The 21,363-nt window shown below is 59.8% G+C and carries 19 protein-coding genes; 16 read left to right on the forward strand and 3 right to left on the reverse strand.

The annotated features are described in order from the left end of the window. The first annotated feature begins 76 nt into the window (after positions 1-76). Positions 77-295, forward strand: coding sequence for a translation initiation factor IF-1 (gene infA / locus N8H74_RS22750; protein WP_002553999.1), 219 nt, complete (start codon positions 77-79; stop codon positions 293-295). 255 nt (positions 296-550) lie between these two features. Here infA and clpA read toward each other — a convergent pair whose 3' ends face one another. Further along, on the reverse strand, positions 551-2,821 hold the full coding sequence (gene clpA, locus N8H74_RS22755) for an ATP-dependent Clp protease ATP-binding subunit ClpA (protein ID WP_217830452.1): 2,271 nt from the start codon (positions 2,819-2,821) through the stop codon (positions 551-553). Between the two features lie 30 nt (positions 2,822-2,851). Further along, positions 2,852-3,214 (reverse strand): ATP-dependent Clp protease adapter ClpS, encoded by a 363-nt coding sequence (gene clpS / locus N8H74_RS22760; RefSeq protein WP_015094394.1) that lies wholly within the window; start codon positions 3,212-3,214, stop codon positions 2,852-2,854. Positions 3,215-3,438: 224 nt separating this feature from the next. On the opposite strand from clpS, the gene cspD reads away from it, so the two are divergent. Continuing rightward, the gene (gene cspD / locus N8H74_RS22765) at positions 3,439-3,702 is read left to right on the forward strand and encodes a cold shock domain-containing protein CspD (RefSeq protein ID WP_262150473.1); all 264 of its coding nucleotides are present in this window, start codon (positions 3,439-3,441) and stop codon (positions 3,700-3,702) included. An 85-nt stretch (positions 3,703-3,787) separates the two neighbouring features. On the opposite strand, the gene icd is transcribed toward cspD, so the two are convergent. Continuing rightward, the gene (gene icd, locus N8H74_RS22770) at positions 3,788-5,044 is read right to left on the reverse strand and encodes an NADP-dependent isocitrate dehydrogenase (protein WP_217830454.1); all 1,257 of its coding nucleotides are present in this window, start codon (positions 5,042-5,044) and stop codon (positions 3,788-3,790) included. 483 nt (positions 5,045-5,527) lie between these two features. Between icd and N8H74_RS22775 the strand changes: the two genes are divergently transcribed. From N8H74_RS22775 to nuoF, 14 genes are all read left to right on the forward strand, one after another. Further along, positions 5,528-7,753: an NADP-dependent isocitrate dehydrogenase gene (locus tag N8H74_RS22775; RefSeq protein WP_262150474.1), complete on the forward strand. Its 2,226-nt coding sequence runs from the start codon at positions 5,528-5,530 to the stop codon at positions 7,751-7,753. A 114-nt stretch (positions 7,754-7,867) separates the two neighbouring features. Next, complete coding sequence (locus tag N8H74_RS22780; protein WP_262150475.1) at positions 7,868-8,314, forward strand: NUDIX hydrolase; 447 nt, start codon at positions 7,868-7,870, stop codon at positions 8,312-8,314. 59 nt (positions 8,315-8,373) lie between these two features. Continuing rightward, the gene (mnmA, locus tag N8H74_RS22785; RefSeq protein WP_262150476.1) at positions 8,374-9,498 is read left to right on the forward strand and encodes a tRNA 2-thiouridine(34) synthase MnmA; all 1,125 of its coding nucleotides are present in this window, start codon (positions 8,374-8,376) and stop codon (positions 9,496-9,498) included. Next, positions 9,495-10,118: a high frequency lysogenization protein HflD gene (hflD, locus tag N8H74_RS22790; RefSeq protein ID WP_217830462.1), complete on the forward strand. Its 624-nt coding sequence runs from the start codon at positions 9,495-9,497 to the stop codon at positions 10,116-10,118. The genes mnmA and hflD overlap by 4 nt, the downstream gene beginning before the upstream one ends. Positions 10,119-10,244: 126 nt before the next feature. After that, positions 10,245-11,615 carry an adenylosuccinate lyase gene (purB, locus tag N8H74_RS22795; protein ID WP_027614666.1) on the forward strand — a complete coding sequence of 457 codons (1,371 nt, stop codon included), beginning with the start codon at positions 10,245-10,247 and terminating at the stop codon, positions 11,613-11,615. 86 nt (positions 11,616-11,701) lie between these two features. Further along, positions 11,702-12,871: a cupin domain-containing protein gene (locus N8H74_RS22800; RefSeq protein ID WP_262150478.1), complete on the forward strand. Its 1,170-nt coding sequence runs from the start codon at positions 11,702-11,704 to the stop codon at positions 12,869-12,871. Beyond that, a complete protein-coding gene (locus N8H74_RS22805) occupies positions 12,864-13,289 on the forward strand; it encodes a GNAT family N-acetyltransferase (protein ID WP_262150480.1) in 426 nt (141 codons plus the stop codon). The genes N8H74_RS22800 and N8H74_RS22805 overlap by 8 nt, the downstream gene beginning before the upstream one ends. Positions 13,290-13,450: 161 nt before the next feature. Then, positions 13,451-14,203 (forward strand): secretin N-terminal domain-containing protein, encoded by a 753-nt coding sequence (locus tag N8H74_RS22810; RefSeq protein ID WP_262150482.1) that lies wholly within the window; start codon positions 13,451-13,453, stop codon positions 14,201-14,203. Between the two features lie 476 nt (positions 14,204-14,679). Then, on the forward strand, positions 14,680-16,005 hold the full coding sequence (gene aceA / locus N8H74_RS22815) for an isocitrate lyase (protein WP_217830467.1): 1,326 nt from the start codon (positions 14,680-14,682) through the stop codon (positions 16,003-16,005). A 547-nt stretch (positions 16,006-16,552) separates the two neighbouring features. Next, complete coding sequence (locus N8H74_RS22820; RefSeq protein WP_003223812.1) at positions 16,553-16,966, forward strand: NADH-quinone oxidoreductase subunit A; 414 nt, start codon at positions 16,553-16,555, stop codon at positions 16,964-16,966. A gap of 10 nt (positions 16,967-16,976) precedes the next feature. After that, entirely contained in the window at positions 16,977-17,651 is a 675-nt protein-coding gene (locus N8H74_RS22825; RefSeq protein ID WP_217830468.1) for an NADH-quinone oxidoreductase subunit B, read from the forward strand. A 73-nt stretch (positions 17,652-17,724) separates the two neighbouring features. Then, positions 17,725-19,509 carry an NADH-quinone oxidoreductase subunit C/D gene (nuoC, locus tag N8H74_RS22830; protein WP_217830469.1) on the forward strand — a complete coding sequence of 595 codons (1,785 nt, stop codon included), beginning with the start codon at positions 17,725-17,727 and terminating at the stop codon, positions 19,507-19,509. A gap of 2 nt (positions 19,510-19,511) precedes the next feature. Next, positions 19,512-20,009 carry an NADH-quinone oxidoreductase subunit NuoE gene (nuoE, locus tag N8H74_RS22835; protein WP_003223804.1) on the forward strand — a complete coding sequence of 166 codons (498 nt, stop codon included), beginning with the start codon at positions 19,512-19,514 and terminating at the stop codon, positions 20,007-20,009. Next, positions 20,006-21,358 (forward strand): NADH-quinone oxidoreductase subunit NuoF, encoded by a 1,353-nt coding sequence (gene nuoF, locus N8H74_RS22840; protein WP_217830470.1) that lies wholly within the window; start codon positions 20,006-20,008, stop codon positions 21,356-21,358. Before nuoE ends, nuoF begins: the two co-directional genes overlap by 4 nt. The last annotated feature ends 5 nt before the right edge of the window (positions 21,359-21,363 follow it).

Raw genomic sequence — 21,363 nt, forward strand, 5'->3', positions numbered from 1 at the left:
TTCGGGCACAATGCACGCCGCTTTTGCCTGGCGCAGTTGCACCGGGCCATTCATTGGATACCGAGGGCTTTACTGCATGTCGAAAGAAGACAGCTTCGAAATGGAAGGCACTGTCGTCGACACCCTGCCCAACACCATGTTTCGTGTGGAGTTGGAAAATGGGCACGTCGTAACCGCGCACATCTCCGGCAAGATGCGCAAGAACTACATTCGTATTCTTACCGGTGACAAAGTGCGCGTCGAGCTGACGCCCTATGACTTGAGCAAAGGGCGCATCACTTACCGCGCTCGTTAATCAAGTCAATACAAGACGCCCGGCTAATGCCGGGCGTTTTTGTTTGTCCGGGATTTGGGTTTTGAGCGCTTGGAGCTTGGGATTTTGGGTGAATATCCGCTGCTGCGGTAACGGCGTCTTATGGTTTCGCCCTTACGGCGAGCCAAGGCGAAACCGCCAGCCGCAACACCCGAAGCAACGGATATTCACCCAAAACCCAAAAACCACCAGACAGCAAAAAGGCGCCCAAAGGCGCCTTTCGCTCACAACCAGCCGTCAGGCCATTTCAGCAGTAGTCTCGAAGTCGAAGGTCAGCTCGCCGTCCTTGATGTCGATGTGAACCACACCGCCATGCTCGGCCAGTTCGCCAAACAAGATCTCCTCCGCCAGCGGACGCTTGATCTTGTCCTGGATCAGGCGCGCCATCGGCCGGGCACCCATTGCCGAATCGTAACCACCGGCCGCCAGCCAGCTGCGCGCCGCGTCGGTGACCTCCAGCAGCACGCGCTTGTCTTCCAGCTGCGCCTGAAGTTCGGTGAGGAACTTGTCCACCACACTTTTGATGACCTCATGACTGAGGCGACCAAACTGAATGATGGTATCCAGGCGGTTGCGGAATTCCGGCGTGAAGCTCTTCTTGATCACTTCCATCGCATCGGACGAATGATCCTGATGGGTGAAACCGATCGAAGCGCGTGCCGCCGTTTCGGCACCGGCGTTGGTGGTCATGATGACAATCACGTTGCGGAAGTCCGCCTTGCGCCCGTTGTTGTCGGTCAGCGTGCCGTGGTCCATCACCTGCAACAGCAGGTTGAAGACTTCCGGGTGCGCCTTCTCGATTTCATCGAGCAGCAACACGCAATGCGGTTGTTTGGTGATTGCCTCGGTCAACAGACCGCCCTGGTCGAACCCGACATATCCCGGAGGCGCACCGATCAGACGCGATACGGTGTGGCGCTCCATGTACTCGGACATGTCGAAGCGCACCAGTTCAATGCCCAGCGCTTTAGCCAACTGGCGCGCCGCTTCGGTCTTGCCGACACCGGTAGGACCGGCGAACAGGAAGGAACCGACCGGCTTGTCAGGCGATTTCAGCCCGGCACGGGACAACTTGATAGCCGTCGACAACGAATCGATCGCCGCATCCTGACCAAACACGGTGAGTTTCAGGTCGCGCTCCAGGTTACGCAGCAATTCCTTGTCGGAACTGGTGACGTGCTTCGGCGGAATCCGCGCGATCTTGGCGACAATGTCTTCGACCTGCGGCACTTCAATGCGCTTCACGCGCACATCGACCGGTTGCAGACGCTGGTAGGCACCCGCCTCGTCGATCACATCGATGGCCTTGTCCGGCATATGCCGGTCATTGATGTAGCGCGACGCCAGCTCAGCGGCGGCACGCAGCGACTCATCGCTGTACTCGATGTTGTGATGCTGTTCGAAGCGTCCTTTCAGGCCGCGCAGGATACCGATGGTGTCTTCCACCGACGGCTCGACGACGTCGACCTTCTGGAAGCGCCGCGCCAGGGCACGGTCTTTCTCGAAGATGCCGCGAAACTCCTGGAACGTGGTCGAACCGATGCAACGGATATCACCCGACGACAGCAGCGGCTTGAGCAGGTTCGAGGCGTCCATCACCCCACCGGACGCAGCACCCGCACCAATGATGGTGTGGATTTCGTCGATGAACAGGATCGCCTGCGGACGTTTTTTCAGTTCATTGAGCAGCGCCTTGAAGCGCTTCTCGAAATCGCCGCGATACTTGGTGCCTGCGAGCAGCGCGCCCAGATCGAGGGAATAAACAACACTGTTCGCCAGCAGATCCGGCACCTGATTGTCGACAATGCGCTTGGCCAGGCCTTCGGCAATCGCGGTTTTACCCACGCCCGCCTCGCCCACCAGCAGCGGATTGTTCTTGCGCCGGCGCGCCAGGATCTGCGCGACACGCTCAACCTCCATTTCACGCCCTACCAGCGGATCGATCCGGCCCTGGCGTGCGAGTTCGTTGAGGTTGCTGGCATAAGCATCCAGAGGATTGCCTGAAGAAGAAGACTCACCGCCCTCGTCGTCCTGCATATCTTGCTCACCTTCAGAGTGATCGCCATGCCCCGGCACCTTGGAAATACCGTGGGCGATATAGTTGACGACATCAATGCGGGCAACGCTCTGCTGTTTAAGCAGGAACACCGCCTGACTCTCTTGCTCACTGAAGATCGCAACCAGCACGTTGGCGCCAGTCACTTCGCGTTTGCCCGAGCTCTGTACATGAAAGACAGCACGTTGCAGTACACGCTGGAAGCCCAGGGTTGGCTGGGTTTCACGATCTTCGTCATGGACGGGGATCAATGGCGTGGTGGAGTCGATGAACTCCTGCAGATCATGCTTGAGTTTGTCGAGGTTTGCGCCGCAGGCACGCAAAACGGTGGCGGCAGCCTCATTGTCCAATAAGGCCAGCAGCAGGTGTTCGACGGTCATGAACTCATGACGCTTCGAACGAGCCTCCTTGAAGGCAAGATTGAGGGTGACTTCGAGCTCGCGGTTTAACATAGCTTCACCTCATACCCAAGTGGTCGGCGATTAACCGTCCTTCTCGATTTCACAGAGTAGCGGATGCTGGCTTTCCCTGGCGTACTGGTTGACCTGCATGGCCTTTGTCTCGGCGATGTCGCGGGTAAACACTCCACATACTGCCCGTCCTTCTGTATGAACGGCCAGCATGACCTTGGTCGCCAGCTCGCGATTCAGGTTAAAAAACACCTCGAGCACTTCGACGACGAAATCCATCGGTGTGTAGTCATCATTAAACAAAACCACCTTGTACATCGGCGGCGCCTGTAACGCAGGCTTTGCTTCCTGAACAGCAATACCCGCTGAATCGTCGTCGTGTAAATCAGGGCGATCCTGATTGAATGTTAGTCGAATCTGGCTGATTGCATGCATGGAAAGAAAGGTTCGTCAGTTGTGCAAATACAGTGGTGGGGGCGGCTTGACACGTTTTCAACTCCGACTGCCCGGTCACCTTGACTATCGGGAAAACGGTGTTACAACCAATAGAACCCACAGTGGGTAAAAAAGATCCGCGGCGTCAATCTTTTTAACGGATTGGATGGCGGATGAATTGGATGATACTCCAGCGTTGGAGTCTGTTGCAGAGGGATTTGAGCATGGCTGTCGGCAAGGTGAAATGGTTCAACAATGCCAAGGGCTACGGATTCATAAACGAGGATGACAAGACCGAAGATCTGTTCGCCCACTTCTCGGCCATCGAAATGGATGGCTATAAAACCTTGAAGGCGGGTCAGGCGGTGGTTTTCAACATCATTCAAGGCCCGAAGGGGCTGCATGCCGTCGCCATCAAGGACAAATCGGCCGTTGATGCGGCAGCGGCCGCCAGCGCCATCGGCGCGCAGGCCAGAGCCCTGAGCTGACCGGCACTTTTCAGGACGCTCAGCCATAAAAAATCGCCCGGCTCGATCACTCGAGCCGGGCGATTTTTGCTGCCCGTTGTTTCGCTTACATGTGCGAAATCAGTGCATCACCGAAACCGGACGACGATACCAGCTTGGCGCCTTCCATCAGGCGTTCGAAGTCATAGGTCACGGTCTTGGCCTTGATCGCGCCGTTGGTGCCTTTGATGATCAGGTCAGCCGCCTCGGTCCAGCCCAGATGACGCAGCATCATCTCCGCCGACAGGATCACCGAACCCGGGTTGACCTGGTCCTTGCCGGCATACTTCGGCGCGGTGCCATGGGTCGCCTCGAACATGGCCACAGTGTCGGACAGGTTGGCGCCCGGCGCGATACCGATACCGCCCACTTCCGCCGCCAGGGCGTCGGAAAGGTAGTCACCGTTCAGGTTCAGCGTGGCGATCACGTCATACTCGGCCGGACGCAGCAGGATCTGCTGGAGCATGGCGTCGGCGATGGCATCCTTGACGATGACTTCGCGGCCGGTTTTCGGGTTCTTGAATTTCATCCACGGGCCGCCATCGAGCAGTTCGGCGCCGAACTCTTCCTTCGCCACCTCGTAGCCCCAGTCCTTGAAGGCGCCTTCGGTGAATTTCATGATGTTGCCCTTGTGCACGATGGTCAGCGACTTGCGATCGTTGTCCACGACATATTGCAGGGCCTTGCGCACCAGACGCTTGGTGCCTTCCTTGGAAACAGGCTTGATGCCGATACCGCAATCCTGGTCGAAACGGATCTTGGTGACGCCCATTTCCTCTTTCAGGAACTTGATGACTTTGGTGGCCTCAGCGGAGCCGGCCTTCCACTCGATACCGGCATAAATGTCTTCGGAGTTCTCGCGGAAGATGACCATGTCGACATCGCCAGGCTTTTTCACCGGGCTCGGCACGCCTTCGAACCACACCACCGGCCGCAGGCAGACATACAGATCGAGCTGTTGGCGCAGGGCAACGTTGAGGGAGCGGATACCACCGCCGACCGGAGTGGTCAGCGGCCCCTTGATGGAAACGACGTAATCTTTCACGGCGTCCAGGGTTTCCTGGGGCAGCCAGGTGTCCTGATCGTAGACCTGGGTCGCCTTCTCGCCAGCGTAGACCTCCATCCAGGAAATCTTGCGCTTGCCCCCGTAGGCTTTGGCTACGGCAGCATCAACCACTTTGATCATCACCGGACTGACGTCGACGCCAATCCCGTCACCTTCGATGAAGGGGATGATCGGGTTATCAGGGACATTGAGAGAATGGTCTGCGTTGACGGTGATTTTGTCGCCGACGGCTGGAACCTGAATCTTCTTGTAACCCATGCTGAACTCCACTGATTGGATTGAACATCTGGCTTGGTTCGAGCGTAACCCACTTGAATCAACACGCAAACCCTATGTTCCGGCCCACCGCACATCTCGCGGCGTACAAGCCTGAAAGCAAAGGGAAAAGCGCCAAACTCAAGCATTCGCGACGACTCTATACCCCACCCTGCCCTGCGACCTTTAGACCAATGGACGACAAACGTTGCATATGAACCATCGGCAGATTGCCAGCTACCTATGTATAATGCCGCCCGCTGACCACAGGGTCACAACGGCCGACCTCTCTACGATGAGACTTTCCGCCTGATTAAGTCCGGCTGTTACCGCAGTCCGACCGCTTGACGCTCTACTGATGCACCCAACATCACCGCGAAGAAATCTCGACACTCGGTTCATGGATGACTTTGAACGAACGCGCTTACCCGGCGCCCCTCGAGTTTCTGCGCACGCTTTAGCAAAGAAGAGAGAGTTAATCCGAATATGCCCACCCGCTCGAAGATCATCTATACCTTCACCGACGAAGCTCCAGCCCTCGCCACCTATTCCCTGCTGCCAATCATCGAGGCTTACACCGCCTCGGCCGATATCGCCGTGGAAACCCGCGATATCTCTCTTGCAGGGCGCATTCTGGCCAGCTTCCCCGAGCAACTGGGCGACAAAGCCGTAGCCGACCACCTCGCCGAACTGGGCGACCTGGCCGTTACGCCTGAAGCCAACATCATCAAGCTGCCGAACATCAGTGCTTCGGTTCCACAGCTGCAGGCCGCGATCAAAGAGTTGCAAGCCCAGGGCTACAACCTGCCGGACTACCCGGAGACCGTGACCAGCGACGCCGACAAAGACGCCAAGGCGCGTTACGACAAGGTCAAGGGCAGCGCCGTGAACCCGGTTCTGCGTGAAGGCAACTCCGACCGTCGCGCTCCGCTGTCGGTCAAGAACTATGCGCGCAAGCACCCGCACAAAATGGGCGCCTGGGCCAAGGACTCCAAGTCTCACGTTGCACACATGAGCACCGGCGATTTCTACGGCAGCGAAAAAGCCGCCCTGATCGACGCCGCTGACGCCGTGAAGATCGAGCTGATCGCACAAGACGGCACCGCTACCGTCCTGAAAGAAAAAACCAGCGTTCAGGCTGGCGAGATCCTCGATTGCGCCGTCATGAGCAAAAACGCTCTGCGCGCCTTCATCGCCGCTGAAATCGAAAGCGCCAAGGCACAAGGCGTGCTGCTGTCGGTTCACCTGAAAGCCACCATGATGAAAGTCTCCGACCCGATCATGTTCGGCCAGATCGTTGCTGAGTTCTACAAAGACGCCCTGACCAAGCACGCCGACGTGCTGGCACAGATCGGCTTCAATCTGAACAACGGCATCGGCGACCTGTACGCCCGCATCAAATCCCTGCCGGCCGAGCAGCAAGCCGCTATCGAAGCTGACATCCAGGCGGTCTACGCCGCTCGTCCGGCGCTGGCGATGGTCAACTCCGACAAGGGCATCACCAACCTGCACGTACCGAGCGACGTCATCGTCGACGCCTCGATGCCGGCAATGATCCGTGACTCCGGCAAGATGTGGGGCACCGACGGTCAACTGCACGACACCAAGGCCGTGATCCCGGACCGCTGCTACGCCACCATCTACCAGGCAGTGATCGAAGACTGCAAGGCCAATGGCGCGTTCGATCCGACCACCATGGGCAGCGTGCCGAACGTTGGCCTGATGGCCAAGAAAGCCGAAGAGTACGGCTCCCACGACAAGACCTTCCAGATCAAGGTTGACGGCGTGGTTCGCGTGACCGACAGCAAAGGCACCCTGCTGATGGAGCAGGCTGTCGAAGCCGGCGACATCTTCCGCATGTGCCAGACCAAAGACGCGCCGATCCAGGACTGGGTCAAACTGGCCGTCAACCGTGCTCGCGCAAGCAGCACTCCGGCGATCTTCTGGCTGGACCCAATGCGCGCTCACGACGGTGTGGTCATCGAGAAAGTTCAGGCTTACCTGAAGGATCACGACACCGCCGGTCTGGACATCCAGATCATGGCGCCAGTCGAAGCGATGAAGTACACCCTGCAGCGCACCCGCGAAGGCAAGGACACCATTTCGGTGACCGGCAACGTACTGCGTGACTACCTGACCGACCTGTTCCCGATCATGGAACTGGGCACCAGCGCCAAGATGCTGTCGATCGTGCCGCTGATGAACGGCGGTGGCCTGTTCGAAACCGGCGCCGGCGGTTCGGCTCCGAAGCACGTGCAGCAGCTGCTGGAAGAGAACTTCCTGCGCTGGGATTCGCTGGGCGAGTTCCTGGCCCTGGCCGCTTCTCTCGAGCACCTGGGTGTCAACTACAACAACCCGAAAGCACTGGTTCTGTCCAAGACCCTCGACCAGGCCACCGGCCAGTTCCTGGACAACAACAAGTCGCCATCGCGCAAAGTCGGCAACATCGACAACCGTGGCAGCCACTTCTATCTGGCGCTGTACTGGGCTCAGGCCCTGGCCGCCCAGACCGAAGACGCTGCACTGCAAGCGCAGTTCGCACCTCTGGCCAAGACCCTGACCGAGAACGAAGCGACCATCGTCGCCGAGCTCAACGCCGTTCAGGGCAAACCAGTGGACATCGGCGGTTACTACCACGCCAATGCCGAACTGATCAGCAAGGCCATGCGTCCGAGCGCCACGCTCAACGCGGCCATCGCCGCGCTGGTTTAAGCGGTAAAGATGTAAAGAAGCCCCGGCCCAGCGCCGGGGTTTCTGTTTTGGGCTTCACACATCGACCTGCAGCTCCCACACTTTGCAATTCAACCTTTGAACCGAGGACACCTCATGGATTGGCAACCCCACATCACCGTCGCCACCATCGTCGAGGACAATGGTCGCTTCCTGATGGTCGAAGAGTCCAAGGGCGGCCGCAACGTGCTCAACCAGCCCGCCGGCCATCTCGACCCGGACGAAACCCTGATCGACGCCGCCATCCGCGAAACCCTCGAGGAAACCGGCTGGGACGTCGAACCCACCGCCGTCATCGGCATTTACCTGTACACCGCCCCGAGCAACGGCGTGACTTACCAGCGCGTCTGCTTCAGCGCCAAACCTGTGAAACACCACCCGGACTACCAACTGGACGACGGCATCGTCGGCGCCAAGTGGTTGACCCGCGACGAATTAATCGAGCAGCGCGACAACTGGCGCAGCGAGCTGATCATCCGCTGCATCGACGACTATCTGGCCGGTAATCGCTTCGGCCTCGAATTGATCCGCCCTTCCCTTTAGCCTTGAGGCCGTGAGCCTGATAGAATCGCGTCCTTTTTCAAGACACTCATTGAATCCCTATGCGTGATCCAGCCCCTTCTGACACATCCAAGAAGCGCGTCATTGTCGGCATGTCCGGCGGCGTGGACTCTTCCGTTTCCGCCCTCCTGCTGATCGAGCAGGGTTATGAGGTGGAAGGCCTGTTCATGAAGAACTGGGAAGAAGACGACGGAACGGAATACTGCACCGCCATGGACGACCTGGCGGATGCCCAGGCCGTGTGCGACAAGATCGGCATCAAGCTGCATACCGCCAACTTCGCCGCCGAGTACTGGGACAACGTGTTCGAGCACTTCCTCGCCGAATACAAGGCCGGACGCACGCCGAACCCGGACATCCTGTGCAACCGCGAGATCAAGTTCAAGGCGTTCCTCGACTACGCCATGATGCTCGGTGCCGACCTGATCGCCACCGGCCACTATGTGCGCCGCCGCGACATCGATGGCCGCACCGAACTGCTCAAGGGCCTGGATCCGAACAAGGATCAGAGCTACTTCCTGCACGCCGTCGGCGGTGAGCAGATCGCCAAGACCCTGTTCCCGGTCGGCGAACTGGAAAAGCCCGAAGTACGCGCCATTGCCGAGAAGTACGAGCTGGCGACCGCCAAGAAGAAGGATTCCACCGGCATCTGCTTCATCGGCGAGCGTCGTTTCAGCGACTTCCTCAAGCAGTACCTGCCGGCGCAACCGGGTGAGATCAAGACCACCGAAGGTGAAATCATCGGCCGCCACCACGGCCTGATGTACCACACCATCGGCCAGCGCCAGGGCCTGGGCATCGGCGGCCTGAAAGACGCTGGCGACGAGCCTTGGTACGTACTGCGCAAGGATCTGGAACACAACGAACTGATTGTCGGCCAGGGCAACAACCACCCGTGGCTGTTCTCCAGCGCCCTGCTCGCCTCGGAAATCTATTGGGTCAACCCGATCGACCTGAGCCAGCCACGGCGCCTGACCGCCAAGGTTCGCTATCGCCAGAGCGATCAGGCCTGCACCCTGGAACAGACCGCGACCGGTTACCGTGCCGTCTTCGACGAGCCGCAGCGCGCGGTCACGCCAGGCCAGTCGGTGGTGTTCTACGACGGTGAAATCTGCCTCGGCGGCGGCGTGATCGAAGTCGCCGAGCCGTGGAGCGGCCAGGCATGAGCCCGATTCAGGAACAACTGACGGCGCTGGGCGGCGTGTTTCTTGCCGCCGTGCTGGTCGACCGGATCGCCAAGACCGGGCAGACCAACGAAGCCGGCCTGAGCTGCATGCTCGGCAGCCTGCTGGTCCGCGACCCGAAGGACACTCTGGATGTGTACGGCGGCGACGACATCAATCTGCGCGACGGCTACCGCGCACTGATCGGCGCCCTCGAACGCGATCCGAGCGCCCTGCAACGCGAACCGCTGCGCTACGCCCTGTCGATGCTGGGCCTGGAGCGGCAACTGGCCAAACGCGGCGACATGCTGGACGTGATCGGCAAGCGTCTGCCGCAGATCCAGTCACAGGTCGAGCACTTCGGCCCGGCCCACGAAAACGTGGTCGCCGCTTGTGGCGCGCTGTACCAGGACACCTTGAGCACCTTGCGCCAGCGTATTCAGGTGCATGGCGACATGCGCAACCTGCAACAGCCGAGCAACGCCTCGAAGATCCGCGCCCTGCTGCTCGCCGGTATCCGTTCGGCCCGCTTGTGGCGACAGCTTGGCGGCCATCGCTGGCAGCTGGTGATCAGCCGTCGCAAGTTGCTCAAAGAGCTTTATCCGCTGATGCGCAGCAGCTGAACCGCGCCTGCAACACCGCTTCAAGTCAGTAACGCGTAATACGCCGGTCAGTTGGCAACGGATCGGCGGATTTTTTCATGTATGATACGCGCCCCATTTCGTTGCCCGACTGTCCGAGAACACCCCATGCAGCTCTCTTCGCTCACTGCGGTTTCCCCTGTTGACGGCCGCTACGCCGGCAAAACCCAGGCCCTGCGCCCTATTTTCAGCGAGTACGGCCTGATCCGTGCCCGCGTCCTGGTTGAAGTGCGCTGGCTCCAGCGCCTGGCCGCTCACGCCGGTATCCCGGAAGTGCCAGCCTTCTCCGCCGAGGCCAACGCCGTTCTGAATGAACTGGCTGAAAACTTCTCGCTGGAGCACGCCGAGCGCGTCAAAGAGATCGAGCGCACCACCAACCACGACGTCAAGGCGATCGAATACCTGCTCAAGGAGCAGGCGGCCAAGCTGCCGGAACTGGCCAAGGTCAGCGAGTTCATCCACTTTGCCTGCACCAGCGAAGACATCAACAACCTGTCCCACGCCCTGATGCTGCGCGAAGGCCGTGACGACGTGATGCTGCCGCTGATGCGCCAGACCGCCAACGCCATCCGCGAACTGGCCATCCGCTTCGCCGACGTGCCTATGCTGTCGCGCACCCACGGTCAACCGGCTTCGCCGACCACCCTGGGCAAGGAACTGGCGAACGTGGTTTACCGTCTCGAGCGCCAGATCGCTCAGGTCGCTGCCGTTCCGCTGCTGGGCAAGATCAACGGCGCTGTCGGCAACTACAACGCTCACCTGTCGGCCTACCCGCAGATCGACTGGGAAGCCAACGCCCGCGCCTTCATCGAAGACGAACTGGGCCTGGGCTTCAACCCGTACACCACGCAGATCGAACCGCACGACTACATCGCCGAGCTGTTCGACGCGATCGCGCGCTTCAACACCATCCTGATCGACTTCGACCGTGACATCTGGGGCTACATCTCCCTGGGTTACTTCAAGCAGCGCACCATCGCCGGCGAAATCGGTTCGTCGACCATGCCGCACAAGGTCAACCCGATCGACTTCGAAAACTCCGAAGGCAACTTGGGCATCGCCAACGCACTGTTCCAGCACCTGGCGAGCAAGCTGCCGATTTCCCGCTGGCAGCGTGACCTGACCGACTCCACCGTACTGCGCAACCTCGGTGTCGGCTTCGCCCACAGCGTGATCGCGTATGAAGCAAGCCTCAAAGGCATCAGCAAGCTCGAACTCAACGCCGACAAGATTGCTGCCGATCTGGACGCCTGCTGGGAAGTCCTGGCCGAGCCGATCCAGACCGTGATGCGTCGCTACAACATCGAAAACCCTTACGAGAAGCTGAAAGAGCTGACTCGCGGCAAGGGCATCAGCCCTGAAGCGCTGCAGACTTTCATCGACGGCCTGGACATGCCAGCCGAAGCGAAAGCCGAGTTGAAGCAACTGACGCCAGCCAACTACATCGGCAACGCTGTGGCACAAGCCAAACGCATCTGATCGACCGTTTGACCCGTTTAAGACGCCCGGCCGCGCCGGGCGTTTTTATTCCCGTGTGAAAAGTGCTTTTTTTCAATAGGTTACATATGAATTCCGATACTCCTCTTCAACTTCTGGGCGGTCTCACGGCGCGCGAGTTCCTGCGCGACTACTGGCAGAAAAAACCACTGCTGATCCGTCAGGCGATTCCTGACTTCGAAAGCCCGATCGACCCCGACGAACTGGCCGGCCTGGCCCTGGAAGAAGAAGTCGAATCGCGCCTGGTAATCGAACACGGCGAGCGCCCCTGGGAACTGCGTCGCGGCCCGTTCGCCGAAGACGAATTCAGCAAACTGCCGGAACGCGAGTGGACCCTGCTGGTACAGGCTGTCGACCAGTTCGTGCCGGAAGTCAGCGAACTGCTGGAAAACTTCCGCTTCCTGCCGAGCTGGCGCGTCGACGACGTGATGATCAGCTTTGCCGCTCCGGGCGGCAGCGTCGGCCCGCACTTCGACAACTACGACGTGTTCCTGCTGCAAGGCCACGGCAAGCGCAACTGGAAAATCGGCCAGATGTGCGACTCCGAGAGCCCGCTGCTGCAACACGCCGACCTGCGCATCCTCGCTGAATTCGAAGAGACCGCCGAGTGGGTACTGGAGCCCGGCGACATGCTCTACCTGCCGCCGCGCCTGGCCCACTGCGGTGTGGCCGTGGACGACTGCATGACCTACTCGGTCGGCTTCCGCGCGCCAAGCGCCTCCGAGGTGCTGACCCACTTCACCGACTTCCTCAGCCAGTTCCTGACTGACGAAGAGCGCTACACCGACGCCGATGCCATCCCGGCAGCCGATCCGCACCAGATTCAACACGATGCGCTGGATCGCCTGAAAAGCCTGCTGGCCGAGCACATGAGCGATGAACGCCTGCTGCTGACCTGGTTCGGCCAGTACATGACCGAACCGCGCTACCCGGAACTGGTGGTTGGCCCGGAAGAAGTCGGCGAAGAAGACTTCATCGCCGCTCTGGAAGACGGTGCCATCCTGATCCGCAATCCGAGCGCACGCCTGGCCTGGTCGGAAGTCGATGACGATCTGCTGCTGTTCGCCAGCGGCCAGAGCCGTTATCTGCCGGGCAAGCTGCGCGAACTGCTGAAGATGATCTGCGCCGCCGACGCGCTGCACATCGACAACCTCGGCGAATGGCTGAGCGACGAGGATGGTCGCGGCCTGCTGTGCGAGCTGGTCAAGCAGGGCAGCCTGGGGTTTGCCGATGAATAAAATTCGCGTACGTGTCGCAGACTGGCAAAAGGACAACGCCGAGATCCGGCGCATTCGTGAAGCGGTGTTCATCGCCGAACAATCGGTTCCACCCGAGCTGGAATGGGACGCCGATGACGCGACCGCCGTACATTTTCTGGCACTGGAAGGCGACTTTCCGATCGGCACCGCCCGCCTGCTGCCCGACGGGCATGTCGGCCGGGTTTCGGTACTCAAGGACTGGCGCGGACTGAAAGTCGGCGACGCGCTGATGCAGGCGGTGATCGCCGAAGCCGAAGCGCGCGGCCTGAAGCAGCAGATGCTCAGCGCCCAGGTACAGGCCACGGCGTTTTACGAACGCCTGGGCTTCAACCTGGTCAGCGAGGAATTCCTGGAAGCCGGGATTCCACATGTCGACATGGTTCGTCATTCGGCCTGATACCGAGGCGCGGCCCTGCTCGCGAAGAGAGCCTCAAGAGCACCACAAAACGCCCCGCCATTCTCGGATGCCGGGGCGTTTTGCTGTCTACGATTCAACTTGCCCCACCCCGGGCCGACAAACTGGCAATATCAAGCCTTTCGAAAGCGGAGATAACGGACATGTCCCTACGCACCCTGCTCACCACCCTGCTGCTCGGCTGCAGTCTTTCGGTGATGGCAGCCACAGAAATCGTGCCCCTCAAGTACCGCACCAGCGCCGACATGCTGCCGGTGGCACAGGACTTCATCGGCAAGGACGGCCAGGTCAGCGCCTACGGCAATCAACTGATCGTCAAGGCAGAACCGGACAAGATCGAGGAACTCAAGGCGCTGCTGTCACAACTCGACACCGCGCCCAAACGCTTGCTGATCACGGTCGACACCAACGAAAACAACGGTCGCGGCGACGACGGCTACTCGGTCAATGGCGCCCAGACCCGCATCATCAGCCGCAGCACCGCCAGTCGCGACGGCGGCATCCAGCAAGTGCAGGCCAGCGAAGGCGCGCCGGCACTGATTCAGGTCGGCCAGAGCGTGCCGATCACCAGCAGCCAGAGCGACTCCTACGGCAACTACGCCAGCCAGACTCAATATCGCAACGTGACCCAGGGTTTCTATGTCACCGCCAGCGTCACCGGAGAGACCGTTCATCTGTCGATCAGTACCAACCGTGACCGCATGAGCCAGGAACGTCCCGATGTAGTGAACGTACAAAGTACCGACACAACCGTCACCGGGCGCCTGGGCGAATGGATCACCCTTGCCGGCGTCAATCGCCAGACCCAGGCCGACAAACAGGGCCTGGCCCGCAGCTACTCGACTCAAGGCCGGGATGACATGACCTTGCGGGTGAAAGTCGACACCTTGGACTAAAGCACCAAAAACTGACTGATTAGTCGTATTAGACGAAAGATGTAGTGCTTGAAAAAAAGCACTACAAAACGTTTGACGCGAAAAAAAAGCGAAGGCATGATGGCCTCGCTCCCGCTAATCAGAGGCCCTGGCAAGGGCCTTCGAAGCGATGTTCGCACCTACCCCGCGAACCGCTTCGTGTCTGTACCGCCCACAAGGTGTGTTTGACGAGGTTGCCGACTGGAACGAAGTTGTCCCGAGGGACGGAAGCGTAATTAGGTAACCCGGCATCACACTGCTGTTCGCACAACGGTCCACGACACCCGCATGCGCCCGTCAGTTTCGCCCTTACCTGCTCACTTCCCCTCGAGCCCATCGTTCATCCCGTCGCCTACCCCGTTCGAATCCGACTTGACCACCCAAGCTTCTGGTCAGCGAGCGCAGGAATTTTCCACCGCAGAACAACTTTTCATAAAGACGCGACGAGGTTTATCTCCATGGCACTGACACGCGAACAGCAAATTGCAGCCCTTGAAAAAGACTGGGCTGAAAACCCGCGCTGGAAAGGCGTGACTCGCACCTACTCCGCTGCTGACGTCGTTCGTCTGCGTGGCTCGGTTCAACCAGAGCACACCCTGGCAAAAATGGGCGCCGAGAAGCTGTGGAATCTGGTGACCCAGGGTGCCAAGCCGTCCTTCCGCCCAGAGAAAGATTTCGTCAACTGCATGGGCGCCCTGACCGGCGGCCAAGCCGTGCAACAAGTCAAGGCCGGTATCCAGGCGATCTACCTGTCCGGCTGGCAGGTTGCAGCGGACAACAACTCCGCCGAATCGATGTACCCGGACCAGTCGCTGTACCCGGTGGACTCGGTTCCAACCGTGGTCAAGCGCATCAACAACTCGTTCCGTCGTGCCGACCAGATCCAGTGGAAAGCCGGCAAGAACCCGGGCGATGACGGTTACATCGACTACTTCGCTCCGATCGTGGCTGACGCCGAAGCCGGTTTCGGCGGCGTCCTGAACGCTTACGAGCTGATGAAGAGCATGATCGAAGCAGGCGCCGCCGGCGTTCACTTCGAAGACCAACTGGCTTCCGTGAAGAAATGCGGCCACATGGGCGGCAAGGTACTGGTTCCAACCCAGGAAGCCGTGCAGAAGCTGACCGCTGCCCGTCTGGCGGCCGACGTTGCCGGCGTACCGACCATCATCCTGGCCCGTACCGACGCCAACGCCGCCGACCTGCTGACCTCCGACTGCGACCCGTACGACCAGCCGTTCGTGACCGGCACCCGCACCCAGGAAGGTTTCTACAAGGTTCGTGCCGGCCTGGATCAAGCCATCGCCCGTGGCCTGGCCTACGCGCCGTACGCCGATCTGATCTGGTGCGAAACCGCCAAGCCGGACCTGGACGAAGCCCGTCGCTTCGCCGAAGCGATCAAGAAGGAATACCCGGACCAGATCCTGTCGTACAACTGCTCGCCTTCCTTCAACTGGAAGAAAAACCTGGACGACGCGACCATCGCCAAGTTCCAGCGCGAACTGTCCGCCATGGGTTACAAGCACCAGTTCATCACCCTGGCCGGCATTCACAACATGTGGCACAGCATGTTCAACCTGGCGCACGACTACGCCCGCAACGACATGACCGCCTACGTGAAGCTGCAAGAGCAGGAATTCGCTGACGCCGCCAAGGGCTACACCTTCGTGGCTCACCAGCAGGAAGTGGGCACCGGCTACTTCGACGACATGACCACCGTGATCCAGGGTGGCTCGTCCTCGGTTACCGCACTGACCGGTTCCACCGAAGAAGAACAGTTCCACTGATCGACTTCGCCTGAGCAAACGGCCTTTGCGGACCGGATAGAAAGCTAACCGCACTGCCGCACAACTGACGCCCCGACTGGTTCGGGGCGTTTTTTTTGCCTGCTGCTCAGCAGCCCTCTCCTGGATTCTCTGTCAGCCCGGACCACAACATTGATCCAGCACAAGGCAGGCAGCAAAAAAATCCGCTAAAACGAGCGCCGCCGCTACTTGCAGTAACGTGCAAGTAAGACAACTTCCCAACACCCGGCTCGAATAAAAGTAACAAAACCAGCCCAAACGATATTAATTATCATTTAGCAACAACTATGCTTGTTACGATTCTTACAAAACATCATTCACAGAATTCCGGCTAATGCCCGCAACGCATGGGCTGCGGGGCTTTCGAGGTGCGCTATGTCCTTATTCCAATAAATAATTTCGCTATAGGAATTTTACTTGCAGGGTGTTTAGCCATAAAATCAGCGCGATTGATTGCTGCGACATATCGTCACTGCCTTATTTCTTTATCAAGCTCAGAGACCTTTGCTCTCTGTTAAGGATTACCAGCATGCCCGAAGCGACAGGACTCATGGCCCACAACTGGGGCTTTGCCATTTTCCTTCTGGGTGTCGTCGGCCTGTGCGCCTTCATGCTCGGTGTTTCCAGCCTCCTCGGGTCAAAAGCCTGGGGCCGCAGCAAAAACGAACCGTTCGAGTCCGGCATGCTACCTACCGGTGGCGCCCGCTTGCGGCTCTCAGCCAAATTCTATCTGGTCGCGATGCTGTTCGTGATCTTCGATATCGAAGCCCTCTTTCTCTTTGCATGGTCTGTGTCCGTCCGCGAAAGCGGCTGGACCGGATTCGTCGAAGCTCTCGTTTTCATAGCAATTCTGTTGGCAGGTCTTGTCTACCTGTTCCGAGTGGGCGCCCTTGACTGGGCTCCGGAAGCTCGTCGCAAGCGGCAGGCGAAGCTGAAACAATGAGGCTTTGGCAATGCAATACAATCTCACCAGAATCGACCCTGATGCTCCTAACGAGCAGTATCCGATCGGCCAGCGGGAAACCGTTTCCGATCCGCTAGAGGATCAGGTCCACAAAAACATTTTCATGGGCAAGCTCGAAGACGTGCTGAGTGGCGCGGTCAACTGGGGGCGTAAAAACTCCCTGTGGCCGTACAACTTCGGCCTTTCGTGCTGCTACGTGGAAATGACCACCGCCTTCACGGCGCCCCACGACATCGCGCGCTTCGGCGCCGAGGTTATCCGGGCATCGCCGCGCCAGGCCGACTTCATGGTTATCGCCGGCACCTGCTTCATCAAGATGGCCCCGATCATCCAGCGTCTGTACGAGCAGATGCTCGAGCCCAAGTGGGTGATCTCGATGGGTTCGTGCGCCAACTCCGGCGGCATGTACGACATCTACTCCGTGGTTCAGGGGGTGGACAAGTTCCTGCCCGTTGACGTCTACGTACCTGGCTGCCCGCCCCGTCCAGAAGCATTTCTGCAAGGCTTGATGCTGTTGCAGGAATCGATTGGCCAGGAGCGTCGCCCTCTTTCCTGGGTCGTTGGTGATCAAGGCGTTTATCGCGCCGACATGCCTTCGCAAAAGGAACAGCGTCGCGAACAGCGTATTCAGGTAACCAACCTGCGCAGCCCTGACGAAGTCTGATCCAGATCTGTTCTTACAAAGAAACGAGAAGCTGGCTTCATTCTTTACGTTGACCGAAAGCGAAAAAATAACCATGACTACAGGCAGTGCTCTGTACATCCCGCCTTATAAGGCAGACGACCAGGATGTGGTCGTCGAACTGAACAACCGTTTTGGCGCCGAAGCGTTCACCGCTCAGCCGACCCGCACCGGCATGCCGGTGCTGTGGGTGGCACGCGCCAGGCTCGTTGAAGTCCTGACTTTCCTGCGCAACCTGCCCAAGCCGTACGTCATGCTCTATGACCTGCACGGCGTGGACGAGCGTCTGCGCACCAAGCGTCAAGGGCTGCCGAGCGACGCCGAATTCACCGTGTTCTATCACCTCATGTCGCTGGAGCGTAATAGTGACGTGATGATCAAGGTTGCCTTGTCCGAGAGCGACCTCAGCTTGCCAAGCGTCACCAGCATCTGGCCGAACGCCAACTGGTACGAGCGCGAAGTCTGGGACATGTACGGCATCGACTTCAAAGGCCACCCTCACCTGTCGCGCATCATGATGCCGCCGACCTGGGAAGGTCACCCGCTGCGCAAGGACTTCCCGGCGCGCGCCACCGAATTCGATCCGTTCAGCCTCAACCTGGCCAAGCAACAGCTCGAGGAAGAAGCCGCGCGCTTCCGTCCTGAAGACTGGGGCATGAAGCGTTCCGGCCCGAACGAGGACTACATGTTCCTCAACCTCGGCCCGAACCACCCTTCGGCCCACGGTGCCTTCCGTATCATCCTGCAACTGGACGGCGAAGAGATCGTCGACTGCGTGCCGGACATCGGTTACCACCACCGTGGTGCCGAGAAGATGGCCGAGCGTCAGTCCTGGCACAGTTTCATCCCGTACACCGACCGTATCGACTACCTCGGCGGCGTGATGAACAACCTGCCGTATGTGCTCTCGGTCGAGAAGCTGGCCGGCATCAAGGTGCCGGAGAAGGTCGACGTCATCCGCATCATGATGGCCGAGTTCTTCCGGATCACCAGCCACCTGCTGTTCCTGGGTACATACATCCAGGACGTCGGCGCGATGACCCCGGTGTTCTTCACCTTCACCGACCGCCAGAAGGCGTACACGGTGATCGAAGCCATCACCGGTTTCCGCCTGCACCCGGCCTGGTATCGCATCGGCGGTGTCGCCCACGACCTGCCGCGCGGCTGGGACAAACTGGTTCGCGACTTCGTCGAATGGCTGCCAAAACGCCTCGACGAATACACCAAGGCCGCCCTGCAGAACAGCATCCTCAAGGGCCGGACCATCGGCGTTGCCCAGTACAACACCAAAGAAGCCCTGGAATGGGGCGTCACCGGTGCCGGCCTGCGTTCCACCGGTTGCGACTTCGACCTGCGCAAGGCGCGTCCGTACTCCGGCTACGAGAACTTCGAGTTCGAAGTGCCGCTGGCCGCCAACGGCGACGCCTATGACCGCTGCATGGTGCGCGTCGAAGAGATGCGCCAGAGCGTCAAGATCATCGAGCAGTGCCTGCGCAACATGCCGGAAGGCCCGTACAAGGCGGATCACCCGCTGACTACGCCACCGCCGAAAGAGCGCACGCTGCAGCACATCGAAACCCTGATCACGCACTTCCTGCAGGTTTCGTGGGGTCCGGTCATGCCGGCCAACGAATCCTTCCAGATGATCGAAGCGACCAAGGGCATCAACAGTTATTACCTGACGAGCGACGGCGGCACCATGAGCTACCGTACCCGGATCCGTACTCCGAGCTTCGCCCACCTGCAGCAGATCCCTTCGGTGATCAAAGGCAGCATGGTCGCGGACATGATTGCGTACCTGGGTAGTATCGATTTCGTTATGGCCGACGTGGACCGCTAAGCATGAACAGCACGCTTATCCAGACAGACCGTTTCACCTTGAGTGAAACCGAGCGCTCGGCCATCGAGCACGAGCTGCATCACTACGAAGACCCGCGCGCGGCGTCGATCGAAGCCCTGAAGATCGTTCAGAAGGAACGCGGCTGGGTGCCGGACGGCGCCTTGTACGCCATCGGCGAAATCCTCGGCATCCCGGCCAGCGACGTTGAAGGCGTGGCCACGTTCTACAGCCAGATTTTCCGTCAGCCAGTGGGCCGTCACATCATTCGCGTCTGCGACAGCATGGTCTGCTACATCGGCGGCCACGAGTCGGTGGTCAGTGAAATCCAGAACAATCTGGGTATCGGCCTGGGTCAGACCACCGCCGACGGTCGTTTCACCCTGCTGCCGGTCTGCTGCCTCGGCAACTGCGACAAGGCGCCGGCACTGATGATCGATGACGACACCTTTGGCGACGTACAGCCTGCCGGCGTCGCCAAACTGCTCGAGGGCTACGTATGACCCTGACTTCTTTCGGTCCTGCCAACCGCATCAAGCGTTCGGCCGAGACTCATCCGCTGACCTGGCGCCTGCGTGACGACGGCGAAGCCGTGTGGCTCGACGAGTACCAGGCCAAGAACGGTTACGCCGCCGCGCGTAAAGCCTTCGCCGAAATGGATCAGGACGGCATCGTCCAGACGGTGAAGGACGCCGGCCTCAAGGGTCGCGGCGGCGCGGGTTTCCCGACCGGCGTGAAATGGGGCCTGATGCCCAAGGACGAATCCATCAACATCCGCTACCTGCTGTGCAACGCGGATGAAATGGAGCCGAACACCTGGAAAGACCGCATGCTGATGGAGCAACTGCCCCATCTGCTGATCGAAGGCATGCTGATCAGCGCCCGCGCGCTGAAAACCTACCGTGGCTACATCTTCCTGCGTGGCGAGTACACCACCGCCGCCAAGCACCTCAACCGTGCGGTGGAAGAAGCCAAGGCAGCAGGCCTGCTGGGCAAGAACATCCTGGGCAGCGGCTTCGATTTCGAGCTGTTCGTCCACACCGGCGCCGGGCGTTACATCTGCGGTGAAGAAACCGCACTGATCAACTCCCTCGAAGGCCGCCGCGCCAACCCGCGCTCCAAGCCGCCCTTCCCTGCCGCCGTGGGCGTGTGGGGCAAGCCGACTTGCGTGAACAACGTGGAAACCCTGTGCAACGTGCCGGCGATCATCGCCGACGGCGTGGACTGGTACAAATCACTGGCCCGCGACGGCAGCGAAGACATGGGCACCAAGCTCATGGGCTTCTCCGGCAAGGTCAAGAACCCGGGTCTGTGGGAGCTGCCTTTCGGCGTGACCGCACGCGAGCTGTTCGAAGACTACGCCGGCGGCATGCGCGACGGTTACAAGCTCAAGGCCTGGCAACCAGGCGGCGCCGGTACGGGTTTCCTGTTGCCGGAACACCTCGATGCACAAATGTATGCCGGCGGCATCGCCAAGGTCGGCACCCGCATGGGTACTGGCTTGGCAATGGCGGTGGACGACAGCATCAACATGGTGTCCCTGCTGCGCAACATGGAAGAGTTCTTCGCTCGTGAGTCGTGCGGTTTCTGCACCCCTTGCCGCGACGGTCTGCCATGGAGCGTGAAGCTGCTGCGCGCCATCGAAAACGGTCAGGGCCGCGAGGGGGATATCGAAACCCTGCTCGGTCTGGTCGGTTTCCTCGGCCCAGGCAAGACCTTCTGTGCTCACGCACCGGGTGCCGTGGAGCCGCTGGGCAGCGCCATCAAATACTTCCGTCCGGAGTTCGAAGCCGGCATTGCTCCTGGCAATGTCGCCCCGCCTCTGGCAAAGCCGATCGTAGTCGGCGCGTAAACGCT

It is taken from the genome of Pseudomonas sp. B2M1-30, from assembly GCF_025447575.1.
In the GTDB taxonomy this organism is placed as follows: Bacteria; Pseudomonadota; Gammaproteobacteria; order Pseudomonadales; family Pseudomonadaceae; genus Aquipseudomonas; species Aquipseudomonas botevensis.